Below are 24,851 nucleotides of genomic sequence, written 5' to 3'. Positions count from 1 at the left end.
AAGACAGGGGGAGGCGATAGACAGGCAGCCCAGTGGACGACCGGGAACAACATGACAAAGGCAACCTGCTGCATCTTGCGGCCTGCTACCTGCGCGACGTCTGGCACGTGGCGCGCAGGCGCGGGCCCAACCAGGTGCAATTCTGGCTGATCGCGCTGCTGGTGGGGATCGCGGCCGGCTTCGCCGCGCTGCTGTTCCGCAAGGGGATCGATGCGATGCAATCGTTTCTCTACGGGACGGAGGACGTGCACCTGCTGCACAGTTTCGCCGGCACGTTGCCCTGGTATCTGGTTCTGGGCATTCCGGTCGCGGGCGGTCTGACCGTCGGGCTGATCCTGCACCATTTCACCCCCGATGCCCGCGTCCGGTCCGTGGCCGACGTGATCGAGGGCGCCGCCATGCAGGAGGGCCGGGTCGAGATCCGCGCCGGTCTCGCCTCTGCCGCCGCGTCGATGATCACCCTGGGCACCGGTGGCTCGTCGGGGCGGGAGGGGCCGGTGGTGCACCTGGCCGCCGTCGTCTCCACCCGGGTGCTGCACTGGCTGAAAGCCGATGGCGTCACCGGGCGCGACCTGCTGGGCTGTGCCGTGGCCGCCGCCGTGTCGGCCAGTTTCAACGCGCCGATCGCCGGGGCGCTGTTCGCGCTGGAGGTGGTGCTGCGCCACTTCGCCATCCATGCCTTCGCGCCGATTGTCATCGCCTCGGTCGCGGGAACGGTGATCAACCGGCTGGAATTCGGCGGGGTCACGGAATTCACCCTGCCCGCCGCCACGATTTTGCAATTCTACGAGGAACTGCCGGCCTTTCTGCTGCTGGGGGCGATCTGCGGGCTGGTGGCGGGGCTGCTGATGCGCGCCATGTTCGCGGCGGAGGACGTGGCGACCCATGTGCAGGCCCGCATCGGGCTGCCGCGCTGGTTGCGACCGATGATCGCCGGCGCGATGCTGGGGCTGATCGCGATCTGGTACCCGCATATCATCGGCGTCGGCTACGAGACGACATCGGCGGCGCTGACCGGCCAACTGACCCTTACGGCCGCCATCGGGTTTGCCCTGGTCAAGGCGCTGGCCGTGTCGATCACCATCGGCGGACGCATGGGCGGGGGGGTGTTCTCGCCGTCGTTGATGATGGGGGCGCTGGCGGGGCTGGCCTTCGGCCATATCGCCACGGGGTTGTTCCCGGAGAATTCCGGCTCTCTTACCCTTTATGCGCTGGCGGGGATGGGCGGCGTCGCGGCGGCGGTGCTGGGGGCGCCGATCTCGACCACGCTGATCGTGTTCGAACTGACCGGCGACTGGGCGACGGCCATGGCGGTGATGGTCACGGTGTCGATCTCCACCGCCATCGGGACGCGGCTGGTGGCCAAATCCTTCTTCCTGACCCAGCTGAAGCGGCGCGGCGTGCGACTGGCGGCAGGGCCGCAGGATTACCTGCTGACAATGATCCGGGTGCGGGCGGTCATGCGAGGCCGCGACAGCGACCGCGCCGCGCCCGAGGACGCCTGTTGGCAACTGATCGAGGCGGGCCATTACATCGACGCCGGCGCCACGTTGGAGACGGCATTCGCCGCCTTTGACCGCACCTTGAAACCCTATCTGCCGGTGGTCTCGCTGACCGGTGCGGATACGCCGCCCGAATTGCGGGGCGCGCTGTTCCAGGTCGATGCGCTGCGCGCCTATAACCGCGCTCTCGCCGCCACCGCGGCGGAGGAGCATTCCTGACGCGGCGGCGGGTGCGCACGACAGCGTGACGACGACAGCTTTGGCCCCGCCGGCAATGCGGGTCTCAGTCAGAGGGCCGGGCACCAGGTCAGCCCCCGGCAGGGCGCCCGTCGGGGCCGTGTCAGACCCGTTCGACCGTCACGAAATCCGTGGCGTAGAATGCCAGATATCCCGAGATTTCCGCCGTGGCGTCAAACGGCGACTCGTAGGACCAGGCGGCGTTTTCCAATGTCTGACTTTTCGTCACGATGGAAAAGTAGCTTGCATCGCCCTTGTGCGGGCAATGGGTCGTGTGCTGCGTCCGGTCGAGAAAGGCCATCGCGATATCGTCCCGCGGAAAATAGATGACGGCGGGATAATCTCCCTCGGCCAGTTCCAGCGCATTTCGGCTTTCGCCCAGAACGGCACCGCCCGCGCGAACGGTCCAGGTGCCTTCTGCCTTGCGGATCGTGATCTTGGTCATTCGGTCGTCTCCCACTGGTCTCGGGATGTGGTGCCCGGCCCATGTAACAAATCCATGTCCCGCCACGCCACGGCAGCGATCAGAGCGCGCGCGTCGCGCCCTCCAACCATAGCCGCGCCGCCCCGTCGAGCCGAGGCGCAATCTTGTCGCGGCAGGCCGCATGGTAGCGATCAATCCAGTCGCGTTCGCCCGCCTCCAGCAGATCGAGGTCGATCAGCCGCCGGTCGATGGGCACAAAGGTCAGAGTTTCAAATTCCAGCATGTCGCGGTCGTCGCCGCCGGGCAAGGGGCACGCATCCTGAACCACGATCAGGTTCTCGATCCGAATGCCAAAGGCGCCCTCGCGGTAGTAGCCTGGCTCGTTCGACAGGATCATTCCCGGTTCCAGAGGGACATCGCCGGCACGCGACAGGCGTTGCGGCCCCTCGTGCACCGACAGATAGGCGCCGACGCCATGGCCGGTGCCATGGTCGTAATCCAGCCCGGCCAGCCATAGCGGATACCGCGCGATTGCATCCAGATGCGCCCCCGCCACACCGCGCGGAAAGCGCAGCCGCGAGACGGCGATCATCCCCTTGAGGACACGGGTGAAGCAGGCTTTTTCCTCTGTCCCGGCCTCACCCACGACAAGGGTGCGGGTGATGTCCGTGGTGCCGTCGGGATATTGCCCGCCGCTGTCCAGCACGATCAGCGCGCCTTCGGTCAGTTGGCGGTTGGTCTGGTGGGTGACCCGGTAATGGGGCAGGGCGCCGTTGGGGCCTGCCCCGGCGATGGTGTCGAAACTGATTTCGCGCAGGGCGTTGGTCGCGCGGCGCTCTCCCTCCAGGGTGGTGGCCAGGTCGATCTCTGTCAGGGCGGTCTGGTCGGCGGCGTCGTACCAGGCCAGGAACCGGCACATGGCGGCGGCGTCGCGCAGATGCGCCTCCCGGCTGCCGGCGATCTCGGCCGGGTTCTTGCGCGCCTTGGGCAGGGCCACGGGATCGGGCCCCCAACTGACGCGATCGCCCAGCAGATCCGCCACCGCACAGGGGACAGAGGCGCGGTGCGCCCGCACCGGGCCGGGCTGGGTTTGCAGGTCGCGGACGAAGGCATCGGGCGTTCTGACCGTGACACTGGCGCCCAGGTGACTGCGCAAAGCTTCGTCCAGCTTGGCCGGATCGACATACAGCGTGACAGCGCCGTCGGCGTGCAGCAGCGCAAAGGCATGGGGCACCGGGTTGCGCGCGATGTCGCTGCCGCGAATGTTCAGCAACCAGGCGATGCTGTCGGGCAGGGTCAGGACGGCGGCGGTTTCCCCGGCGCTGGCCAGTTCGGCCCCCAGGCGCCGGGCCTTGGCCTCGTGTGCTTCTCCTGCGAATTCCAACGGATGAGCGATGATCCGGCCCTGAGGCGCGGCGGGCTGGTCGGTCCAGATGCGGTCCAGCAGATTGTCGCCGGGCACCGGCACGATGCCGCTGCCGTTCAGGGCCTGCTCCAGCCGCTCCATTTCGGCCGGGGTGTGCAGCCAGGGATCGAACCCGATGCGCCCGCCCTGTGGCAGGGCGCCGCGCAGCCAGTCCGCGAGCCCTGTCGCGGGCCAGTCGACGGGGGTGAAGGCCGTGGTGTCCAGCTGCGCCCGCGCCTGGACGGTGTAGCGCCCATCGACAAAGACACCCGCCCGGTCCAGCAGCGCACAGCAGAAGCCCGCCGATCCGGTGAACCCGGTCAGCCAGGCCAGCCGGTCATCGCGCGGGGCGACATATTCGCCCTGATGCGCGTCGGCGCGGGGCACCAGGACCCCGTCCAGCCCCGCAGCAGCCAATTCGCCGCGCAGGGCGGCCAGCCGGGGCGGGCCTTGTTCGGGGCGCGTGCTCTGCTCGAAATCCTGGAACATCACGAGGCGCGCCGGATGCCCGAGAATCGGGCCCGCGCGCGCGGATCGTTGTCGAACAGCGCGGCCAGCTGTTCGGTCATCGCCCCGGCCAGCTGATCGACGTCCGTAATCGTCACCGCGCGATCGTAATATCGGGTGACGTCATGGCCGATCCCGATGGCCAGCAATTCCACGGCACGGCGTTTTTCCACCATGGCGATCACGTCGCGCAGGTGTTTTTCCAGGAAATTGGCCGGGTTCACCGAAAGGGAGCTGTCATCGACCGGCGCGCCGTCGGAGATCACCATCATGATCTTGCGCGCCTCCCGCCGGTTCACCAGCCGGCGATGCGCCCATTCCAGCGCCTCGCCGTCGATGTTTTCCTTCAGCAGCCCTTCCTTCATCATCAGCCCCAGATTGGCGCGGGCGCGGCGCCAGGGCGCATCGGCGCCCTTGTAGACGATATGGCGCAGATCGTTCAGGCGGCCGGGCTGTTGCGGGCGGCCGTCGTTCAGCCACCGCTCCCGGCTTTGCCCGCCTTTCCACGCGCGGGTGGTAAAGCCGAGGATTTCCACCTTGACGGAGCAGCGTTCCAGCGTGCGCGCCAGCACGTCGGCACAGATCGCCGCGATGGAGATCGGCCGCCCCCGCATGGAGCCGGAATTGTCCAGCAGCAGCGTCACGACCGTATCGCGGAACTCGGTGTCCTTCTCGACCTTGAAAGACAGGGGCGTCGTCGGGTTGGCAACCACGCGGGCCAGGCGCCCGGCGTCCAGGATGCCTTCTTCCTTGTCGAAATCCCAGCTGCGGTTCTGCTGCGCCTGAAGGCGGCGCTGCAACTTGTTGGCCAGCCGCCCGACCGCGCCTTTCAGCGGGTCGAGCTGCTGGTCCAGATAGGCGCGCAGTCGCTCCAACTCGGCCGCGTCAGCAAGGTCTTCGGCCGCGATTTCCTCGTCGAAATCTGCGGTGTAGATGACATAATTGGGATCGGCGTCACTGACCGGTGGCGGCGGCGGATCCAGCGGGGCCTCGCCCTCCGGCATCTCGACCTCCTCGCCCATGTCGTCTTCGGACATGTCGTCCGAGGTGACCTGCGCCTCGCTGGGATCCTGCTGTTCGTCCTGGCTCTGCTCCGGGGAGGCGTCGGGCTGATCCTCGCTGTCGTCGTCGCCGGTGCTGTCGGGCTCTTGCTCCTCCGGGTCGCCGTCCTCGGCCTGGTCTTCCATGTCCTCGTCGGATTGATCGGGATCGTCGCCCAGCTGATCGCCGAAGCCCAGATCCTCGATCATGCGGCGGGCAAAGCGGGCGAATTCGGTCTGGTCCGAGAGCTTGTCGTTCAGATCTTCCAGCGTGGTGCCGGCGTGGCCCTCGATGTGATCGCGCCACAGCTCCATCACGTTCTGCGCGCCCTCGGGCATCGGACGGCCGGTGGCCAGGTGGCGGATCAGGTATCCGGCGGCGACGGGCAGGGGCGCGTCCTGGGCATTCGTGATGCCGTCATAACCGGCGCGCTTGGCCTCCACCCCGATCTTGTGGTCGATATTGCCGGCGGTGCCGGGCATGTCGCGGGCGCCCATCGCCTCGCAACGGGCGGTTTCCATCGCTTCGTACAGGTCCCGCGCCATGTCGCCGGGGGGCGAATATTTCGCGTGGGTGCCCGCGTCGTGATAGCGGTGGTGCAGGGCCAGCGCGTCGGCGGTGCCACGGGCCAGCAGAACCTCGTCGCGGGTCATGCGGCGGCTGACCTGCGGCAGGCGGACGCTGTCCACCGTCTTCCCCGAGGGGTCGACGGAATAATGGACCGACAGTTCGGAATCGTCTGCCATGACCTTGGTCGCCTCGGCCAGGGCTTTCTTGAACGGATCGGCGGGATTGTCGTTCTGGATGCTCATGGGGAAGGTAAAGCACTCCGCAGGGGCAACGGCAAGCACCTCGCGGCGCGGGCCAGGGGGGCGGGCGCCGGGGCGCAGGACCGGAGGGGCAATTGCGCCCCCGTGATCGTCCTGCACAGGCGTCCCGTCACGGGACCGGGCGGATCAGCGCCGCCCGGTGCCGGTCTTGGGCAATGCGCCTTACTTCGCCAAGGAGGCGGCGCTTTCCGGCAGCTCGGCGTCAAAGCAACGCTGGTAGAATTCCGCCACGGTCTGCCGCTCAAGCTCGTCGCATTTGTTGAGGAACGTCAACCGGAAGGCATAGCCCACATCGCGGAAAATCTCGGCGTTCTGGGCCCAGGTGATGACGGTCCGCGGCGACATGACCGTGGACAGATCCCCGTTCATGAAGGCGGTGCGTGTCAGCCCGGCGAGCGTCACCATCTGGTCGATGGTGCGGCGGCCCTTCTCATTGTTGTAATGCGGCGCCTTGCTGAGGATGATCGCCGCCTCGGCGTCATGTGACAGGTAGTTCAGTGTCGCCACCAGCGACCAGCGGTCCATCTGGGCCTGGTTGATCTGCTGTGTGCCGTGATAAAGGCCGGTCGTATCGCCCAGCCCCACGGTGTTGGAGGTGGCGAACAGGCGGAAATACTTGTTCGGGGTGATGATCTCGTTCTGGTCCAGCAGCGTCAGCTTGCCGTCATGCTCCAGCACCCGCTGGATCACGAACATCACGTCGGCCCGGCCCGCGTCATATTCGTCAAAGACGATTGCGGTGGGGTTGCGCAGCGCCCAGGGCAGGATGCCTTCGTGGAATTCGGTGACCTGCTTGCCGTCGCGCAGCTTGATCGCGTCCTTGCCGATCAGGTCGATCCGGGAGATGTGGCTGTCCAGGTTCACCCGCACGCAGGGCCAGTTCAACCGGGCGGCGACCTGTTCGATATGGGTCGATTTGCCCGTGCCGTGGTAGCCCTGCACCATCACCCGGCGGTTGTGGCTGAACCCGGCAAGGATCGCCAGCGTCGTGTCCGGGTCGAATTTATAGGTGTTGTCGATCTCCGGCACCCGATCCGATGGCCCGTCAAAGCCACGTACGATCATGTCGGTGTCGATACCGAAGACGTCGCGGACCGAAAATTCCTCGGTCGGTTTGGCGTTGATATCGGTCGATCCGTCAGCCATGTTCGATCTGTCCTTTATTCCGCGCGGCTTGCTGGCCGCCACTCGTGCAACATATCGAAGCATGCGGCAAGCGAAAGGGCAAAAACGTCACGATTTGCCCCGCCGCGGGGGTGCTCCGTTCGGGCAAAGACAGGAAGGTTCATGGCAACTCTGGAAGAGATCGAAGACCTGATCGCACGCGTGGCCCTCGGGGATCGGCGGGCGTTTTCCAGATTGTACGCGCTGACCTCGGCGAAACTAATGGGCGTCGCGCTGCGTATCTTGAATTCGAGGGAAGAAGCGGAGGAAACCGTTCAGGAGACCTTCGTGAAGGTCTGGCGCAACGCCGACAGGTACAAGGCCGGGGGCTACAGCCCCATGACCTGGCTGATCACCATTGCACGCAATGCGGCGATCGACAGGCTGCGCGCCCGGCGCGCGGCGGCCGAAGACCTGACGGAGGCCGAAACCCTGGCCGACGGCACCCCGGGGCCCGAGGCCCTGGCTGTGGCGTCCGCGGAACGGGCCAGGTTGATAACCTGCCTGGAGGAATTACCCGAGGATCGCGCCTCGGCCGTGCGGGGGGCCTACCTGCGGGGCGAAACCTACGCGGAGCTGGCGGCGCGCCACGATGTGCCGCTGAACACGATGAGAACCTGGCTGCGCCGCAGTCTGCTGAAGCTGAAGGATTGCCTGTCACGATGAGCGCCGAGACGCTGACACCGGAAGAAGAGGACCGCGTTCTGGCGGCCGAATTCGTGCTCGGACTTCTGAGCGCCGGTCAGCGTCGTGCCTTCGAGGACCGTTTGAACCGCGATCCCGCCCTGCGCGCCACCGTCGCCGCCTGGACGGAGGATTTCACCGCTCTCACCGATGATATGGAAGAGGTCCGCGCCCCGGCCCATGTCTGGGACGCCATCCGCGCCGAGGCATTCGGCGAGACGCGTGGCCGCACTTTTCTGCGCCGCCTGTCCCTGGGGCCGCTGGTGTTGGGCACCGCCGCCGCCTGCCTGGTGGCCTGGCTTGCGGTCGATCGCGGTTGGCTGGGCCCGGACCAGGGTGAGACGGCCCGGCCCGAGATGCAGGCCATGATCGCGGCAGAGGACGAGACGGTGCGCTATGCCGCCGCCTATGATGCCGACAGCGCGGACCTGACCGTAACCCGGCAAGGCGTCGACGCGGCGGCGGGGCGGGCGCATGAATTGTGGCTGATCGCGCCGGGCGGCGCGGCGCCGGTGTCTGTGCTGGTCTGGAACGCCGGCAGCGCGCAGGACAGCCGCACCGTGACCTTGCCCGAAGCCCTGCGCGGCGCACTGCCCGGCGCCACCCTGGCCATCTCGGACGAGCCGCAGGGCGGATCCCCCACCGGCGCCCCCACCGGCGCGGTGCTGGCCACCGGAACTGTGGTCGGGGCCTGATTGCACAGGTTTCGGGGCTGCGGGATTCCCGTTCAGGATGCCCATAGGACGTGTCGGGCCATAGCCCATCCCGCCCCCGGCGGGCTGACCGCCGCGCGTCACAGCGGCAGGGCGGTCCCGTTGCTCCAGCCGAAGGGGCCGAAATCCTGTGGTTCCATCCCCTCGATCGCGAACAGGTTCACGGCATATTCGTCGCGGGTGCGGCGCCAGTGGTGGGTGTAGATCCCGCAGATGCCGCAGAAGTAATGCCGTGCCGCCCCGGTGCCCCATTGGTATAGTTGCAAGGCCTCCGCGCCTTTCACCAGCTCGATGTCGCCGCTGACCGTGGCCGTCACCGCGCCGCGCCTGCGGCAGAACGAACAATCGCAGCGCCGAGCCGTCCCCAAGGCGTCCGGGGCCAGGGTCAGGTGCAATTCCACCGCGCCGCAATGGCAGGTCAGCCGGTGCCAGGGGGCGGGACGGCTCATCTCCGGCGCCCGACGCTGGGAACGCGGCTGCGGCTGAGGCGGTACTTGGCCTCCGGGTGCGGCGGGCGGCCCCGGGTCCGGTTCCAGAACGCCGGCCCGCCCAGACGCGCGAACACCGGCAGTGTCAGCACCAGCCCGGCGATGAACCCGCCCGCATGCGCCCAGTAGGCCACGCCTCCGGTGGTCGGATCCGCGCCCACGCCATTGACCAGTTGCAGGGCGAACCACAGACCCAGCATCAGCCAGGCGGGGACCGGGAAGACCTTGAAGAACACGATGAAAATGATCAGGATATCGACCCGCGCGCGCGGAAACAGCAGCAGGTAGCCGCCCATCACCCCCGCGATCGCCCCCGATGCGCCGACGGTCGGCACCAACGATCCCGGCCCCGCGATCAGATGCGCCACCCCTGCGACCACGCCCGAGACAAGGTAGAAGCCCAGGAATCCCCAATGCCCCATCTCGTCTTCCATGTTGTCGCCGAAAATCCACAGGAACAGCATGTTGCCGGCGATATGCATGAACCCGCCATGCAGGAACATGGAGGTCAGCAGTGTGTGGTAGCCCGATCCTTCGCTGAGCCGGGCGGGGATCATCGCGTAGCGGTCATAGAAGGCATAGAGCGCCTCGGGCTGGGACATCAGCCCGGCATAGCCCAGAAAGACGACGACGTTCACCACGATCAGGGCGTAGGTGACATAGGGCGTGCGCCCGGAGGGGTTGTGATCGCGCAGGGGAAACATGCACCGACGCTGCGGCCAAGCGTGCCCGCCGTCAAGAGCGCGCGCGCCCCTCCGGCGATTCTCCCCGCCAGCCGTGGCGCCCGCGACCGCATGTCGGGGCGGGAAGGGGGGGCGGTGTTCCGGGCGAGGGCGCAGGGCCGGGCCGCTGCGCGCTGGGGTTGGACGAGGGGGGCGGGCGATGGCGCGGGCAGGGCGCCGCCCGCGCGTTTCCGCACCGTCTCCTCACAGAAGCGGTTGCCTTCGGCGCCGCGCCACGACAGGAAGGGGCGGGGCCGCCACCCGGCCCCGGTCACGCCGTGCGGGCGTGGTGGAATGGTAGACACAAGCGACTTAAAATCGCTAGGGCCTGGCCCGTGCGGGTTCGACTCCCGCCGCCCGCACCAGCCGTGTTCGATCAAAGCGGCGACGTATGGGCTGGCTGCGGTGCGGCCAAGGCGGCGGCGTCAACCGCGCGGTGTTTTTTCCGGTCGCGCCGATGCGCTGTCGCTTTGGCGCAAAGCGTTTTCCCGGCAACCGATCCGCGCCACCCATCGGGAAACCCGATCTGCCGATGCCGCGCGCCACCTGTCCGATGGCGGTGATGTCGGCGCCGCGCAGCGCGGGCTGGCCGGTTTGCAACGCCTGTGCACAGGCTGTTCATCGCGGCTGGTCGCAAGTCCTGCCCTGCGCTAGCGTCCGTCGAAACATTGCGGAACGGGCTGGATGACGTGGCGCCTGAGACCATGACCAAGGGAGGGCGCCCGGCGGCGGGAGGCGCAGGCGGCGCGCGACTGCGCGGGGTGGCGCGGTCCGGCGCCTCGGCGCTGATGACCGGGATCGACGTGCTGGGGCGGAACGTGGCGCTGGCGGCGCTGGTGTTCTCGGGGGTGTTGCTGCCGGGGGCAGGGGCGGCGAGCCTGATGTTCATGCTGGCGACCGTGGTGTCGATCCTGCTGGTCAATCTCCGGTTGGAGCGGCCGGTGGTGCTGATCTCCTCGGTGCAGAATGCGGCGATCGCGGTGCTGATGCCGTCGGTCTTTGCCATCGCGGCACAGGTCGGGCCAGGCTTTGCCGCCGAACAGGCCGTCGCCACCACCTTTGCGCTGCTGTCGGTCACCACGCTGGCCACCGGGGTGGTGCTGCTGGCCGTGTCGGTCTTTCACCTTGGTCGGCTGGTGCGGTTGATGCCCTATCCGGTGACGGCGGGGTTCCTGGCCTCTACCGGGATATTGCTGATCCTGTCGGCGGGCCGGATGCTGCATCCCGGCCCCGTGGACAGCGCAGCCGGGCTGCTGGCCGACCTGCGCGCCAACCCGATGCAACTGGTGAATTTCGCTCTCGCGGTGACGCTGGCCCTGGCACTGGGGATGGCCACGCGGTGGCGCCGCGACCTGGGGCCGCTGCTCGCGCTGGTCGCGGCCATCGGCGGGGTGTTCGCGGCCCTCGCCATGATCGGAGCCGAGCCGCGCACCTGGGAGGAACTTGGGATCACCGCCTATGCGCGGCTGCCCGAAACCTCGGCCCTGCCCGGCCACCTGGCCGATCCGGGATCGATCGACTGGGCGCGGATCGCGCAGGCCGCGCCGGTGATCGCGGCGGCGGTCTTCATCAGTGTTTTCGGGGCGATGATGAACATCACCGGCATCGAACTGGCGCAACAGACGGATCTGAACCCGCGTGGATCGCTGTGGCGCGCCGGTCTGGGCAACCTGCTGACGGGCGGGGCGGGGGCCGCGGTCAGTTTCCAGTCCTCCACCGTGTCGATGACGGCGGCCGCGTTGGGCGGGTCGCCCCGGCTGACGCCTGTGCTGGTGGCGGGGGTCGTGCTGGTGGGCGCGGCCCAGGCCGGGCCGTTGCTGGCCTGGGCGCCGCGCTTCGTCACGGCGGGTATCCTGTTCTACGTTGGGGCGATCACCCTGTCGGGCTGGTTCCTGTCACAGCGTCGGCGCCAGCCGCTGGTGGATTGGCTGCTGACCGGCGCCATCGTCGGCATCGCCTTCGGGTTTGGCATGCTGACTGCCATCGGTTTCGGCATCGTCGCGGCTTCGATCATCTTTGCCGTCACCTATGCCCGGTTGCCGGTCATCGCGCAGGAAACCGACCTGGCCGCCCTGCGCAGCACCGTGGATCGCGGACCGCGCGACATCGCTGAGCTGGAGCGGGCCGGCGGTCGGGTCGTCGTCTTCCGGCTGGAAGGGTTCCTGTTCTTCGGCTCGGTAGAGCAGCTGATCGCACGGGTGCGGCGGGCCCTGGCGCGGCGGGATCCGCAGCCCGATCACGTCATTCTGGATTTTCGCCGGGTCAGCGGCATCGACACCGCCGCCATCGCCGCGATCCGCAAGCTGGACAACCTGGCCCGGTTGGAGGGGGTGGTGGTGACATTGGCCGGGATGCCCGACCGGATCGACGCGGCGATCCGGCAACAGCGGGTCAGGACGCAGGAGCCCGGATCGCTGCGCCGGGCAGAGACGCTGGATGGCGCGCTGGAAACGGCGGAGGAAACGCTGCTGGCCGCCGCCACCCGCGCCGACGGCCCGGACGACGCCCTGACCACCCTGCGCGCCCTGACCGGCGATGTGGAGACCGCCCGCCGGCTGCTGGCGCTGATGACCCGCCGCACCATGCCCGCCGGCACGCGGCTGATCGCGCGCGGAGAGCGCACCGGAGAGGTCTACCTGCTGGACAAGGGGCGCCTGTCGGTGCGTGCCGATGGGCCGGACGGACGGCCGATGCGGCTGCGCAGTTTCCAGGGCGGTGCCTTCGTGGGGGAAATCGCCACCTATGCCGGTTTACCACGGACGGCGGATGTCGTTGCGGAAACCGAGGCCTCAGTCTATTGTATCGCGCCGGCTGACATCGACAGGATGGTGCAGACTGATCCCGCGTTGGCTGCCGTCTGGCACCGCGCCATCGCCGCCACCCTGGCGGAGCGCATCTCGCGCACGAACCGCCTGCTGGAGGAGCACGCCAAATGACGATCGAACAGGTTCTGCTCTCCATGGCGTTGTTCCAGGTCAAGCACCTGCTGGCCGATTACATCCTTCAGACCGGTGATATGGTCGCGAAGAAGGGGATCTACGGCAATCTGGTCGGTATTTCCCACAGCGTGATCCATGCCGTTCTGACGATTCCGGTGCTGTTGCTGGTGGGCCAGCCGGTGCTGGTGGTCGCGGTGGTGGTGCTGGTGGAATTCGTCGTGCATTACCACATCGACTGGGCCAAGAACCAACTGAGCGGACGCTTGCGCCTGGGCACCACGGATCGCGAATACTGGTTCCTGACCGGGATCGACCAGGCGCTGCACCAGATGACCTATGTGGGGATTCTCTACGTTCTGGCGCGGTGAGCGTCGGGATATCCGCCCCTTTTGTCCCGGCCGGACCCCCGGGTCAGGCGTGGCGGTCCCCGATGCGGTGCCGGTATCGCGGCAAAGTGCGGCAGGAATGCCCGCCTGAGGGATTTTTCCATCCTGACAGGGCGTGCGCGGTCGAACTGTGGGCGATCTTGCGCTAACGGTGAACCGTTGATGCATTTATTCCGATCCTCGCGGAGAATTTGATTTTGTCCCTGCGCGCCTGCTTTGTTCCGCTGACCGTTCTGGCCATCCTGACCGGCCCCGTCCCGCTGGCCCAAACCTCTGTCGCGCGGGCCGAAAGCCTGGGCGCGGCGGTACGCTCGGCCCTCACGGCCCATCCCGAGGTCAAGGCCCGTGACGCCGAAGTCCGGGCCACCATCCATGACCTGGCGCGGCTGCGCGGCGAATACCAGCCGACCGTGACCCTGCGCGGCGGGCTGGGTGCCGAATATGTCGACGATCCGACATCGCTGTCCGCCGCCGACAACGCGGAGACGAAGCTGACCTCCAACATCGGCGTGGAGGCCGAGGTGGTGCTGTTCGACGGGCTGCGCCGCGCCAACCGCGTCTATGCCAATGCGGCAAGGGTGGATGGCACCTATTTCCAGATGCTCGACGCGTCTGAATCCATGGCCCTGAACGCGGTGGAAGCTTACATCGACGTGCTGCGCCACGGGCAGTTGCTGGACGTGGCACAGCGCAACCTGCGCCGCCACCGGGAAATCCGTCGCCAGGTCGGAGAGCTGGTCGATGGCGGCCGCATCCCGGCCAGTGACGCGCTTCAGGTGGATGACCGCCTGATCGCGGCGGAAATGGCCGTGATCGACGTCCGCGAAGCGCGGGAGATCGCCGCCGCGCGCTATGCCGCCGTCATCGGTCACGCGCCGGCGGCGCCGATGTCCTATGGCGCGGCGCCGGGCCTGCCGGGTCAGGTAGGGACGCTGGTACGGAACGCGGTGCAGAATTCGTTTCGCGTGGGCTATTACAACAGCCTGATCGACCAGCGCGCCTTTGAACGCGAGGCGGCGGATGCGGATTACAAGCCGCGCCTGTCGCTGAATGCCGGCGCCTCGGTCGGGTCCAACCTGGGCGGATCGCGGGGCGAGGAAACGGAGGCCCGGATCGGCCTCAACCTGCGCTGGAATCTCTATAACGGCGGCCGCTCTGCCCAGGTTGCCGCCGCGGGGGAGCGGCGGAACAAGGCCCTGTACCAGCGCATGGCCGCGATCCGCGACGTCGAAGAACTGTCGCGCCGCGCCTGGGCCGAATACCGGTCTGCGGTGGAGATGAACCTGCTGCTGGACCGCCAACTGCGCACCAACCGCCAGATCGTGCGTCAATATGACGAGGAATTCCAGGCCTCCAAGCGCACCCTTCTGGATGTGCTGGAGGCAGAGCGCGTCTTTCACAACACCTTGTTCCAGCAGGTCGGCGCCGAAGCCTCGCGCCGGTTCGCCGAATACCGGCTGATCGGTGTGCAAAGCCGCCTGGCGGCGCATTTCGGAGTGAAACCCAGCCTGACCGCGCTGGACGCGCCCCGCGACGTTGTCAGCGAACGTGGCGCCAAAAGCCTGCTCAACCAGGCGATCCCACCACTGCGGAGCCGTGACTGACCGGCCCGCCAGCGCCGACCCGCTGGCCCCCACCGGCGGCACACCGCCCACCGCCCAGGACGTGCCCGCGCCCGGCATGGCCACGGGGCGGAGCTCCGAAGGAGCCGCCGCCCGTGACCCCGATGCGCTGCCCCCCGGACTGGCCGTGGCGGATTGGCTGGCGCGCCACCACGACATGGGATTTTCCCGCGCCCGGGTAGAGGCCGCATTACCTGCCGGGCTGGATGGTCGCGATCCTGCCGCGCTGGCGCGAATCCTGGGGGCGGCGGGGTTCGCCACCCGGCTGGTGCGCCGCACGCCGCGCCAGATCGACCCGGCGGTGCTGCCCTGCGTTTTGTTTCCCCGCGACGGCAGTGCCCCGATCCTGCTGAGCGAGATCGCCGCCGAGGCCCGTACCGCCACCCTGCGCCGTCTCGACAACCCCACTCTGGCCGAAGAGATCCGCCTGCGCGATCTGGCCCGCCTCTGCGACAGGCAGGTGCTGCTGGTGACGCCCGACGACCCGGCCGCGGCCCGCCGCCTGTCCCCCGCCACCCGCGCCGAAGGGCGTGCGCAGGGGCATTGGTTCTGGGGCGCGGTGCGCGCCAATTCCGGTGCATTCGTGCAGGTGATCGTGGCGGCGTTCTTCCTGAACCTGCTGAACCTGGCGCTGCCGCTGTTCGTGATGAATGTCTATGACCGGGTGATCCCGAACCTGGCCTATGTCACCCTTTGGACGCTGGCCGCCGGGGTCGGCATCGCGCTGGCGCTGGACCTGGCGTTGCGTCTTCTGCGCGGCAATATCCTGGACGCGCTGGCGCGGCGCGTGGACCTGCGGGTCGGCGCCGATCTGTTCCGCCAGGCGATGCAGGTGCAACTGCTGACCCGCCCCGGCGGGGCGGCGGGCATCGCCAACCGGATCCGAGATTTCGAAACGGTGCGCGAATTCTTCGCCTCCGCCACTTTTGTCTCGCTGATCGACCTGGCCTTCATCGGTATCTTCATCGCGGCGCTGTTCTGGATCGTCGGGCCGGTGGCCTGGGTCCCACTGCTGGCGGTGCCGCTGGTCATCGTGCTGGCGCTGGTGGCGCAGGTGCCGATCGCGCGCAATGCCGGGCAGGCGGTGCAATTGGCCACCAAGCGGCACGTGGTTCTGATGGAAACCCTGTCGGGGATCGAGGCGGTCAAAAGCCTGAATGCCCAGCCCGTCATGCAGCGCGAATGGGAGGGGGCCGTCGCCGCCTCGGCCCGGTTGAACGCGCGGGCGCGATTCTGGTCCGCCTTCGCCACCCATACCGCCATGCTGACCACCCAGGTCGTCAGCGTCGGCATCATCGTCTGGGGCGTCTTTCTGGTCGCGGCGGGAGAGATCACCATCGGCGGCCTGATCGCCGCCAATATCCTGGCGGGCCGGGTGCTGGCGCCGCTGACGGCGATTTCCCAGACGATCTTTCGGGCGCAATACGCGGTGAAATCCATGGCCGCCCTGACCGATTTCATGCGCCTCCCGGTCGAGGGCGCGACGCCGCCGCGCGTGCCGCAGCGGCTGACCCGTGGGGCGGTGGAGCTGCGCGACGTCAGCTACACCTATCCCGGATCGCCGGTGAAGGCGCTGGATCGGGTTTCCCTGCATATCCCGCCGGGGGAGGTCGTGGCCCTTCTGGGCCGGGTCGGTTCCGGCAAATCCACGCTGGGGCGGCTGCTGGCGGGGCTCGTCACCCCGCAGGAGGGGTTGGTCCTCGCCGATGGCACCGGGCTGGGGCAATATCACCCGGCGGATCTGCGCGACGGCATCGGCTACCTGCCGCAGGAACCGCAATTGTTCTCGGGCACGTTGCTGGAAAACCTGGTGATGGGCCGCCCCGGCGCCACGTCGGAGGAGATCGCCCATGCGTTGCACCATGCCGGGCTGGACGGCTTCGTCGCCGCCACGCCCGAGGGGCTGAACCTGGATCTGGGCGAGCGCGGCGGGCGGTTGTCGGGCGGGCAACGGCAGGCGCTGGCGCTGGCCCGGCTGATCCTGCGCCGCCCCCGCGTGCTGTTCCTGGATGAACCCACCTCGGCCATGGATCAGCAGATGGAGGCCCAGGTGATCGCCCGGCTGCGCGCGCTGGGGCAGGGGGACATGACGCTGATCCTGTGCACGCATCGCCAGTCGCTGGCCGCGCTGGCCGACCGGTTCGTGGTGATGGAAGCCGGACGCAAGGTGCTGGACGGTCCGCGCGCGCAGATCCTGGCCCGGCTGAACGGCGCGTCTGCGGGCAAGGGGGGCGCGGATGCTGGGCAATAGGATCGACGAGGCCTTCGTCAACGATGTCACCCGGCTGGGCGCCGCGCGCACCGGATCCGCGCCCTGGCGGCTGCTGCTGCTGGTCGCGGGTGGGTTGGGGGCGTTTCTTGCCTGGGCCGCGCTTTATGAGATCGAGGAGACGACCCACGGCACCGGCCGGGTCATCCCCTCTCGCCAGGTGCAGGTGGTGCAAAGCCTTGAGGGCGGCATCGTTTCCGACATATTCGTGGCGGAGGGGGACCGGGTGGAGGCAGGCGCCCCCTTGATGCAGATCGACGACACCGGATTTGCCGCCCAGGCCGGCGAATTGCGCGAGACGGAGGCCGCGTTGCTGGCCGAAAAGGCCCGGCTGGAAGCCGAGGCGGCAGAGGCGGAGGTGCCGACTTTCCCCGCCGGCCTGACCGAACGTGCCCCCCATGCGGTACAGGCGGAACAGGCGGTTTTCTTTTCGCGACGCGATCAGTACCAGCGGGAGTTGGCGGTGCTGGAACAGCAGCGCCTGCAACGCGAAAGCGAGCTGGCAGAGCTGCGCGCCACCCGTGAGAAATGGGCTGCCATGCTGGACCCGCTGCGGGCGGAGCTGCGGCTGACCGAAGACCTGGCCGCCCGGGGGGTGGTGCCGGAAATCGAATTGCTGCGCCTGCGCACCCGCGTCGCGGAGATGGAGGGCGACAGCAATGCCGCCGCCGCCACCCAGGCCCGGATCCAGGCCGCCATGGATCAGGCCACGACCGAGATCGCGGCGGCGCGATCGGCCTACCGCTTGACCGCGCGGCAGCGGCTGGCCCGGCTTCAGGTCGAATTGGCGGTGGCCGGTCAGGGGCTGCGCGCCGCTGCCGACCGGGTTCGCCGTACCCTGCTTCGCGCGCCCGTGCGTGGCACGATCAACACGTTGAACACCACCACCACCGGCGCCGTGGTCCAGCCCGGCGCGCCATTGATCGACATCGTGCCCGCCGATGACGGCCTGCTGATCGAGGCCCGGATCCAGCCCCGCGACGTCGCCTTCATCCGCCCGGGGGAGCGCGCCTCCGTCAAGATCACCGCCTATGATTACACGATCTACGGCGCGCTGGAGGGGGAAGTGCTGCGCATCGGCTCGGATGCGGTTGAGGACCGGGAGGGGCGGACCTATTTCAAGGTCGTCATCCGCACCGAGACCACCAGCCTGGGCGGGGGCGATGGGGCAAGGGGCAACGTAGCGGCCCTGCCGATCATTCCCGGGATGGTGGCCAGCGTCGATATCCAGACCGGCCGCAAATCGGTCCTTACCTACCTGGCGAAACCGATCCTTCGCGCGCGGGGGGAGGCCCTGCGCGAGCGGTAACTCCCCCGCACAACCGCCGTCAAAGCCGCACGCGCCTTTCGACGGCACCGGCCCCGGCCAGTACGCGCGCCGATGCGTAAGCCAGCACGATCCAATCCCGACGCCTACCGATGTGCCACGCATCTTTCATCTGTCCCAAAAAGCGCCGCCCGGCACGCGGCCCCGCCTTCCGCCGCTATTTCGTCAGCGCATCATAGGCGCCGTCCCAATCCGGCGCAGGGGGCGTCAGGCGCAGGGTGTCCAGCCGGTCGCGATACATCGCGACATATCCCTCCAGCCCCAGCCCGGCGTCTGCGGCGGCTTGCTCCAGCCGGTCGGCGGCCTTCTCCGCGCTGGTCCAATCGTGGTTGCGATAGGCCTCCAACAACGTGCGGTTCTCCTTCTGGACGCGGGAAAATCCGGGAGTGACGGCCAGATCCGCCCCGCCCAGCAGGGCAAAGATCCGCTCCGGCTCCGTCTTGCCCTTTACCCGGATCAGGTCCAGCTCAAGCGTGGCGAAACGGTCGCTTACGGCGGCATTGGTGGTGGCCCCGATCACAACCTTCATGCCGTAGGATTTGGTCTGCCCCTCCAGCCGGGAGGCCAGGTTCACCGCGTCGCCCATCGCCGTGTAGTCGAACCGCAGGTCGCTGCCCATGTTGCCCACCGTGCACAGGCCCGAATTCAGGCCGACGCCGATGTCGATGCGGTGCGGCGTGGCTGTGCCGTCGCGGGCGGCTTCCTCCGCCAGGTGGGTGTTCAGCCGTGCCACCCGGTCCAGCATGTCCAACGCGGCGCGGCAGGCAGCGGCCTGGTGGTCGGGGCAATCCATCGGTGCGTTCCAGAACGCCATGACCGCGTCGCCCATGAATTTGTCGATCGTGCCGTCCTGGTCGAGGATTGCGTTGGATTGCTCGGTCAGGAACCTGTTCATCAGGCGGGTCAGCCCCTGGGGGTCGTCCTTGTAGGCCTCTGAAATGGTGGTGAAACCCCGGATATCGCTGAACAGAAGGGTGATCTGCCGGGTCTCTCCGCCCAGGCGCAGGCCCTGCGGATCGGCCTGCAATTGCTCCACCAGACGGGGAGAGACATATTGCCCGAAGGCGCCACGGATCTGTTCGCGCCGCGCTTCCTCCCGCAGGTAATTGGCCGAGGCCATCAGCATCACCGTCAGCACAGTGCCCAGCATCGGAAAGGTCGGATCCAGCAACAGGCGCTGCGACTGGAACTGCCAGAACGACACTCCTCCATAGCCCGCCACCAGCAGCAGCGTCAGCGCGATCAGCCAGCGCGCTTGCAACAGAGGGGTCAGCCCGATGACGATCGCTCCCAAGGCCAGCAGCATCACGATTTCCACAGCCACCGCGTAGTTGGGCCGCACCAGCAGCGTCTTCTGCAACACGTTTTCCAACAGTTGGGCGTGGATCTCCACCCCGGCCATGGGCCGGCCCAGCGGGGTGGGCCTGAAATCCTGCAATCCGATGGCGGAGGTGCCAACCAGCACCAGGTGCCCGGCCAGTCGGCCCGGCGCCATGCGGCCGTTCAGCAGGTCGGCGGCCGGGACAAAGCGACGGTCGCTGGTGGGCGAGAACCATGGCCAGACGGTACCATCGGGGGCGGTGCGGATCAGCTGCCGGGCCACGACGATGCCGTCGATCCCGGCTTCGTTGCTGCGCAGGGCAAAGGCCTGGCCGCCCGTCGCGATGCGCAGCAATTCCATCGACAGGCCCAGCCGCAGCTGGTCCTGCACCTGCATCACCACCGGCACCCGGCGATAGATCCCGTCGGCATCCGGCAGCACCGAGAAGACGCCACGCCCGGCGGCACGGTCCTCCAGCCGGTCCAGGTTGGCGACGATATCGGGGAATTTCAGCAGGAAGGGCGCCGGATCGGCCCCCAGGATGGCGTGTGGTGCCGGGCGGACCTGGCGTTTCTCGGCGCGGTTGGCAGTGGCGCTGCGCAGGCTGGTCTGGCCCAGAACCACCCGCGAACGCCCGATCGCCTCTGCCAGCACGTCGTCGTTGGAGGGCAAGGCGGTCAGCGCCGCTGCCGTGTCGGCGGGCAAAGCGGGATTGTCGCGGGCAATGGCGCCGGGTGACAGGCGGTCGGGTTCGGCAAAGACGATGTCAAAGGCCACCGCAACGGCGCCGGCGGCAGTGGCTGCGTCGATCAGGTCGGCCAGCCGGGTCCGGGGCCAGGGCCATTGGCCCAGCTCCTCGATGCTGGCGTCGTCGATGTCCAGGATCGCCACCGGCAGGTCGGGCACCGGGCGGGGGTGCCAGCGCTGGTAGGCATCGAAGGACAGGTTGCGCAGCGTCTGCACCGGCAGCGGATCCACCACTCGCAGCGCCAGCAGTGCGAGCAGCAGGGCCAGCCCCACCAGCCGGGCCGCATATCTTTTCAGAAACCGGCCCAGCATCGCGGCCTCCCCCTTTGACTGTTGCGGGGCCTGGGCCCGGGCCTTCCCCCGGCCTGTCCAGCCACCATCATGACCGGTTTGGCCGGAATGTGAAGCGCCGCGCGCCTGCCGCGCCGCCCTGACGGGTGTTTTCGGGCCGGCCGGAGCGCGTCACAATTGTAAACGTGCAGGTGCGCGGCTATGGTCATGAGATATTTCATGCCTTTTTTGCAGGAATTCCATCATGCGTTCCTTTGTCGACGGCCCCGAGTTTTCCGATGCGCCCGCGATCTACCTGTTTCGTCCCGAAACCGAGCGCGGCAGCAGCACCCAGGGCGACCCGGACGGCACGGGCGCGATGCAGGTCGCGGTGCCCGATGCCGGACGCCTGTTCTCGGCCACGTTCGAGCGTGACGGCTCGGACCTGATCCTGTCCAATCCGGGCCAGACCGACATCCGCATCGTCGAATATTTCGATGCTGGCCCCGCGCCTGACCTGCTGGCGCCCAATGGCGCAGTGCTGTCCGGCGCGGCGGTCAGCCGGCTGGCCCTGCCCGAGGCGCCCGGCGCCTACGCCCAGGCGGGTGGGGCGCTGTCGGGCGCGGCCTCGCCCATCGGGCAGGTTGAGGCGGTGACGGGTACCGCCCGCGTCCAGCGCAGCGACGGCACGGTTGAAGACCTGGCCCTTGGCGGTCGGATCTTTGCCAATGACGTCGTGATGACCGAAGGCGACGGCACCGTCTCCATCACCTTTGCCGATGGCACGATCTTCTCCCTTGCGGCCGGGTCGCGGATGATCATCGACGACCTGATCTACGACCCCGAGGGGACGGAGAATTCCGGCGCCTTCAACCTGGTGCAGGGCGGATTTGTCTTCATCGCCGGGCAGGTGGCCAAGACGGGGGGGATGGATGTCACCACCCCCACCGCCACCATGGGCATCCGGGGCACCACCGTATCGGTGGACATCCAGACCAGCGGCGGCGTCTCCACCGTGGAAATCGCGCTGAACCGCGATCCCGATGGCGGGCTGGGCCGCATCCAGATTTTCGATTTGTCGGGCAACCCGTTGGCCGATATCACCGGCACGCAGACGAAATGGATCATCTCCTCGGTCGATGGTGAAACGCGGGAGGTCGATCGCAGCGCCACCGACCAGGCGGAGGATGCGATCCTGCTGGCCGATGCGGTGGCCGCGTTCCAATCCGCCGTGGCCCGTGTCCAGTCGGGCGAGACCTTCGTGGACCTGTCCAACAGCGTGCGCCCCGGCAGCGGCAGCCAGGACCCCGGCCTGCCGGGGGGCGATCCTTTTGATACCGGCACCGGTGCGGGGTCGGGCGGGGACACCGGGCCGGAGGACGATGACGGCATCTTCGGCGGGGATGGCGCAGTGGCGGAGGATGGCAGCCAGGGCGAGGATCAGTTGACCGGCCCGGAGGAGAGCGAGGGCAACGTGCCCCCCGTGGTTCAGGATGGCGAAGTCACCGGGGTCGAGGACGGCGGAGAGGACGCGCCGATCACCGGCAGCGCCACGGCCACCGATGCGGATGGCGATACGCTGAGCTACCAGGTGGAGACCCCGCCGACCCATGGCGCCGTGCAGATGCAGCCCGACGGCAGCTTCACCTACACGCCGGAGGCCGATTTTCACGGCCAGGACAGCTTTACATACATCGTCACGGATCCCACTGGCGCGACGGATACCGGCACCATCACCGTCACTGTGGCGCCCACGAACGACGCGCCCGTTCTGGGCGCGGACAGTGTCACCGCGACTGAGGATACCGCCCTGGCCGGCAGCATCGCCGGCAGCGATATCGACGGCGATGCCCTAAGCTACCAGCTGGCCAGCGGCGCGGCCCATGGGCAAGTCGTGCTGTTGGGCGACGGCAGCTATGTCTATACGCCCGATGCGGATTTCGCCGGGACCGACAGTTTCGCCGTCCGCGTGCTGGACCCCGAGGGGGCCAGCGATACCGCCACCGTGACCGTGGTCGTGGAGGGCGTGAACGATGCACCCGTCTGGCAGCCGGGCACCGCCGTGGTGGCGGAGGACGGGCCCGCCCTGACCATCGATCTGGCCGATTACGCCGATGATGCCGACGCGGGGGAGGACGGGACCAGCCTGTCCTACACCCTGGTGTCGGCCATGGTGGTCGGTGCTGTCGGCGGCGAAGCCGCGGCTGGCGGGTTGCCGGAGGGGGTGATCACCCTTGACGGGCGGATGCTGCATGTCGATCCCGCTGGGGTCTTTGACGCGCTGGCGGCGGGGGAGACGGCGCAGATCACGGTTACCCTGCGCGCCACCGACGCGGCCGAGGCCAGTGGCACCGGCACTTTGACCCTGACTGTGACCGGCCAGAACGACGCGCCGGTCCTTGCCGATGCCACATTCACCACCGCCGAGGATACGGCGCTGACCGGCACTCTGATCGGCGCCGACGTGGACGGCGATCCGCTGGTCCATGCGCTGGCCGGACAGGCGAGCCACGGCATCGTGACGCTGGATGCGGCCGGCAGGTTCACCTATGACCCCGACGCCGATTTCAACGGCACGGACAGTTTCACTGTCACGCTCAGCGATGGACGGGGCGGCATCGATACCGCCACCGTGACGATTCAGGTTGCCGCGCGCAACGATCCCCCTGCGATGAACGACGGCACCCTGGCCGTGACCGAGGATGGCGGGCCGGCCAGCCTGGAGCTGTCCGAACTGGCCAGCGACGTGGATGCGGGGGATACGCTCAGCTACAGCTTTGCCCCGGATAGTGGCGACGCGGAGGGGCTGGCCACGCTGGAGGGCGATCGGCTGACCTTTGATCCCGGCTCCGCCTTTGACGGCCTCGCCTCGGGGGAGACGGCGCAGATCACCCTGACCCTGCGCGCCACCGATGCATCCGGTGCCAGCGCCGATGCCGATGTCACCGTCACGATCACCGGGGCCAATGATGCGCCGGTCCTCGACGATCTTGCCCTGACCCTGGCGGAGGACGGCAGCACCTCCGGCACCCTGATGGCCAGCGACGTGGATGCGGGCGCGGCGCTGGAATACGCGGTAATCAGCCAGACGGCGCACGGAGCGCTGAACCTGGGCGCCGACGGCAGCTACAGCTACACCCCCGATGCGGATTTCCACGGCACCGACAGCTTTGTCGTGCAGGTCAGCGACGGGCAGGGCGGCAGTGATACCGCCACGATCACGCTGAATGTCACGCCGGTGAACGACCCGCCGGTGCTGGACGATGGCGCCGACACGTTGGGGGAGGACGCTGCCCCCCTGGTCATCGACCTGGTCGCACGCGATGCCGACGCCGGCGATGGTGCTACCTACCAGTTGATCACCGCGCCTGCGCTGGGCCAGGCGACGCTGGAGGGCAATACCTTGCGGTTCGATCCGGGGGCGGATTTCCAGTTCCTCGGCGCGGGGGAAACGCAGCAGATTACCATCGGCCTGAGGGTGACCGACAGCGCCGGGGCCACGGATGATGCCGTGTTCACCCTGATGGTGACAGGGACCAACGATGCCCCGGTGGTCACCGGCGGCCAGACCGCCGCCACCCTCTCGGAGGACGCCACCACCCCCGCCACCGGAACTCTGACCGCCAGCGACGCCGAAGGCGCGGTCACCTGGTCCGGCACCGCCATGGGCGCCTACGGCAGTTTTGCCATCACCGCCGACGGCAACTGGAGCTACACGCCCGACACCCGCGCCCAGGCCCTGGGCGATGCCACCACGCAGGAGGTGTTCTCCGTCACCGTTGCGGACAGCGCCGGCGTCACGGCGAGCGAAACCGTGACAATCACCCTGAATGGCACCAATGACGCGGCGGTGATCACCGGCCAGATCACCGGCGCGGTGACGGAGGATACTTCGCTGAACGCGACCGGCAACCTGAACCACACCGATGTCGACGGGACCAATGACCTTTGGCAGAGCGCCAGCGGGCAGGCGACCCATGGCAGCTACCAGATCGGGACGGATGGCAACTGGAGCTATGTCCTCGGCAACAGCGCGACGGTCAATGCGCTGGGGCAGGGCGAAACCCTTTCCGACAGCTTCACCGCGACGACGGCGGACGGGACCACGCGAGCCGTGACAATCACGATCACCGGCACCAATGACGCGGCGGTGATCACCGGCCAGATCACCGGCGCGGTGACGGAGGATACTTCGCTGAACGCGACCGGCAACCTGAACCACACCGATGTCGACGGGACCAATGACCTTTGGC

16 protein-coding genes and 1 tRNA gene are annotated in these 24,851 nt (G+C 68.1%); 10 read left to right on the top strand and 7 right to left on the bottom strand.

The features are described from left to right. Positions 1-32: 32 nt before the first annotated feature. Positions 33-1,721 (top strand): chloride channel protein, encoded by a 1,689-nt coding sequence (locus G5A46_RS00085; RefSeq protein WP_163846143.1) that lies wholly within the window; start codon positions 33-35, stop codon positions 1,719-1,721. A 121-nt stretch (positions 1,722-1,842) separates the two neighbouring features. Here the strand turns inward: G5A46_RS00085 and G5A46_RS00080 are convergent, their stop codons facing one another. From G5A46_RS00080 to cobS, 4 genes are all read right to left on the bottom strand, one after another. Then, positions 1,843-2,184: a DUF427 domain-containing protein gene (locus tag G5A46_RS00080; protein ID WP_163846141.1), complete on the bottom strand. Its 342-nt coding sequence runs from the start codon at positions 2,182-2,184 to the stop codon at positions 1,843-1,845. A 79-nt stretch (positions 2,185-2,263) separates the two neighbouring features. Next, a complete protein-coding gene (locus tag G5A46_RS00075) occupies positions 2,264-4,057 on the bottom strand; it encodes an aminopeptidase P family protein (RefSeq protein WP_163846139.1) in 1,794 nt (597 codons plus the stop codon). Then, positions 4,057-5,928, bottom strand: a complete 1,872-nt coding sequence (gene cobT, locus G5A46_RS00070; protein WP_163846137.1) for a cobaltochelatase subunit CobT — start codon at positions 5,926-5,928, stop codon at positions 4,057-4,059. Before cobT ends, G5A46_RS00075 begins: the two co-directional genes overlap by 1 nt. A 180-nt stretch (positions 5,929-6,108) precedes the next feature. Beyond that, positions 6,109-7,092, bottom strand: coding sequence for a cobaltochelatase subunit CobS (gene cobS, locus G5A46_RS00065; protein WP_163846136.1), 984 nt, complete (start codon positions 7,090-7,092; stop codon positions 6,109-6,111). A gap of 141 nt (positions 7,093-7,233) precedes the next feature. On the opposite strand from cobS, the gene G5A46_RS00060 reads away from it, so the two are divergent. Together G5A46_RS00060 and G5A46_RS00055 are read left to right on the top strand one after the other, a co-directional pair. After that, a complete protein-coding gene (locus G5A46_RS00060; RefSeq protein WP_163846134.1) occupies positions 7,234-7,776 on the top strand; it encodes a sigma-70 family RNA polymerase sigma factor in 543 nt (180 codons plus the stop codon). Continuing rightward, the gene (locus G5A46_RS00055; RefSeq protein WP_163846132.1) at positions 7,773-8,489 is read left to right on the top strand and encodes an anti-sigma factor; all 717 of its coding nucleotides are present in this window, start codon (positions 7,773-7,775) and stop codon (positions 8,487-8,489) included. The genes G5A46_RS00060 and G5A46_RS00055 overlap by 4 nt, the downstream gene beginning before the upstream one ends. Before the next feature lie 98 nt (positions 8,490-8,587). On the opposite strand, the gene G5A46_RS00050 is transcribed toward G5A46_RS00055, so the two are convergent. Continuing rightward, positions 8,588-8,956: a GFA family protein gene (locus G5A46_RS00050; protein ID WP_163846130.1), complete on the bottom strand. Its 369-nt coding sequence runs from the start codon at positions 8,954-8,956 to the stop codon at positions 8,588-8,590. Then, entirely contained in the window at positions 8,953-9,699 is a 747-nt protein-coding gene (locus tag G5A46_RS00045) for a rhomboid family intramembrane serine protease (protein ID WP_163846128.1), read from the bottom strand. The genes G5A46_RS00050 and G5A46_RS00045 overlap by 4 nt, the downstream gene beginning before the upstream one ends. Before the next feature lie 298 nt (positions 9,700-9,997). On the opposite strand from G5A46_RS00045, the gene G5A46_RS00040 reads away from it, so the two are divergent. The 6 genes from G5A46_RS00040 (at position 9,998) to G5A46_RS00015 (ending at position 18,242) form a co-directional block, all read left to right on the top strand. Beyond that, positions 9,998-10,082: transfer RNA gene (locus G5A46_RS00040), tRNA-Leu, on the top strand. Between the two features lie 339 nt (positions 10,083-10,421). Next, positions 10,422-12,653 carry a cyclic nucleotide-binding domain-containing protein gene (locus G5A46_RS00035; protein WP_163846126.1) on the top strand — a complete coding sequence of 744 codons (2,232 nt, stop codon included), beginning with the start codon at positions 10,422-10,424 and terminating at the stop codon, positions 12,651-12,653. Continuing rightward, a complete protein-coding gene (locus G5A46_RS00030; protein WP_163846123.1) occupies positions 12,650-13,024 on the top strand; it encodes a DUF3307 domain-containing protein in 375 nt (124 codons plus the stop codon). Before G5A46_RS00035 ends, G5A46_RS00030 begins: the two co-directional genes overlap by 4 nt. A 215-nt stretch (positions 13,025-13,239) precedes the next feature. Continuing rightward, a complete protein-coding gene (locus G5A46_RS00025) occupies positions 13,240-14,646 on the top strand; it encodes a TolC family protein (RefSeq protein WP_163846121.1) in 1,407 nt (468 codons plus the stop codon). After that, a complete protein-coding gene (locus G5A46_RS00020) occupies positions 14,639-16,915 on the top strand; it encodes a type I secretion system permease/ATPase (protein ID WP_163846119.1) in 2,277 nt (758 codons plus the stop codon). Before G5A46_RS00025 ends, G5A46_RS00020 begins: the two co-directional genes overlap by 8 nt. After that, positions 16,902-18,242: an HlyD family type I secretion periplasmic adaptor subunit gene (locus G5A46_RS00015; RefSeq protein WP_163846118.1), complete on the top strand. Its 1,341-nt coding sequence runs from the start codon at positions 16,902-16,904 to the stop codon at positions 18,240-18,242. Before G5A46_RS00020 ends, G5A46_RS00015 begins: the two co-directional genes overlap by 14 nt. Positions 18,243-18,417: 175 nt before the next feature. On the opposite strand, the gene G5A46_RS00010 is transcribed toward G5A46_RS00015, so the two are convergent. Beyond that, on the bottom strand, positions 18,418-20,640 hold the full coding sequence (locus G5A46_RS00010) for a CHASE2 domain-containing protein (protein ID WP_163846116.1): 2,223 nt from the start codon (positions 20,638-20,640) through the stop codon (positions 18,418-18,420). A 223-nt stretch (positions 20,641-20,863) separates the two neighbouring features. Here G5A46_RS00010 and G5A46_RS00005 point away from each other — a divergent pair. Beyond that, positions 20,864-24,851, top strand: a 3,988-nt coding sequence (locus G5A46_RS00005; RefSeq protein ID WP_163846115.1) for an Ig-like domain-containing protein, incomplete at its 3' end; no start/stop codon positions are given.

The organism is Pseudooceanicola aestuarii (assembly GCF_010614805.1).
Taxonomy (GTDB): Bacteria; Pseudomonadota; Alphaproteobacteria; order Rhodobacterales; family Rhodobacteraceae; genus Pseudooceanicola; species Pseudooceanicola aestuarii.
The sequence above is the reverse complement of the archived record's forward strand: the minus strand, read 5'-3'. Positions and strand labels throughout refer to the sequence as shown.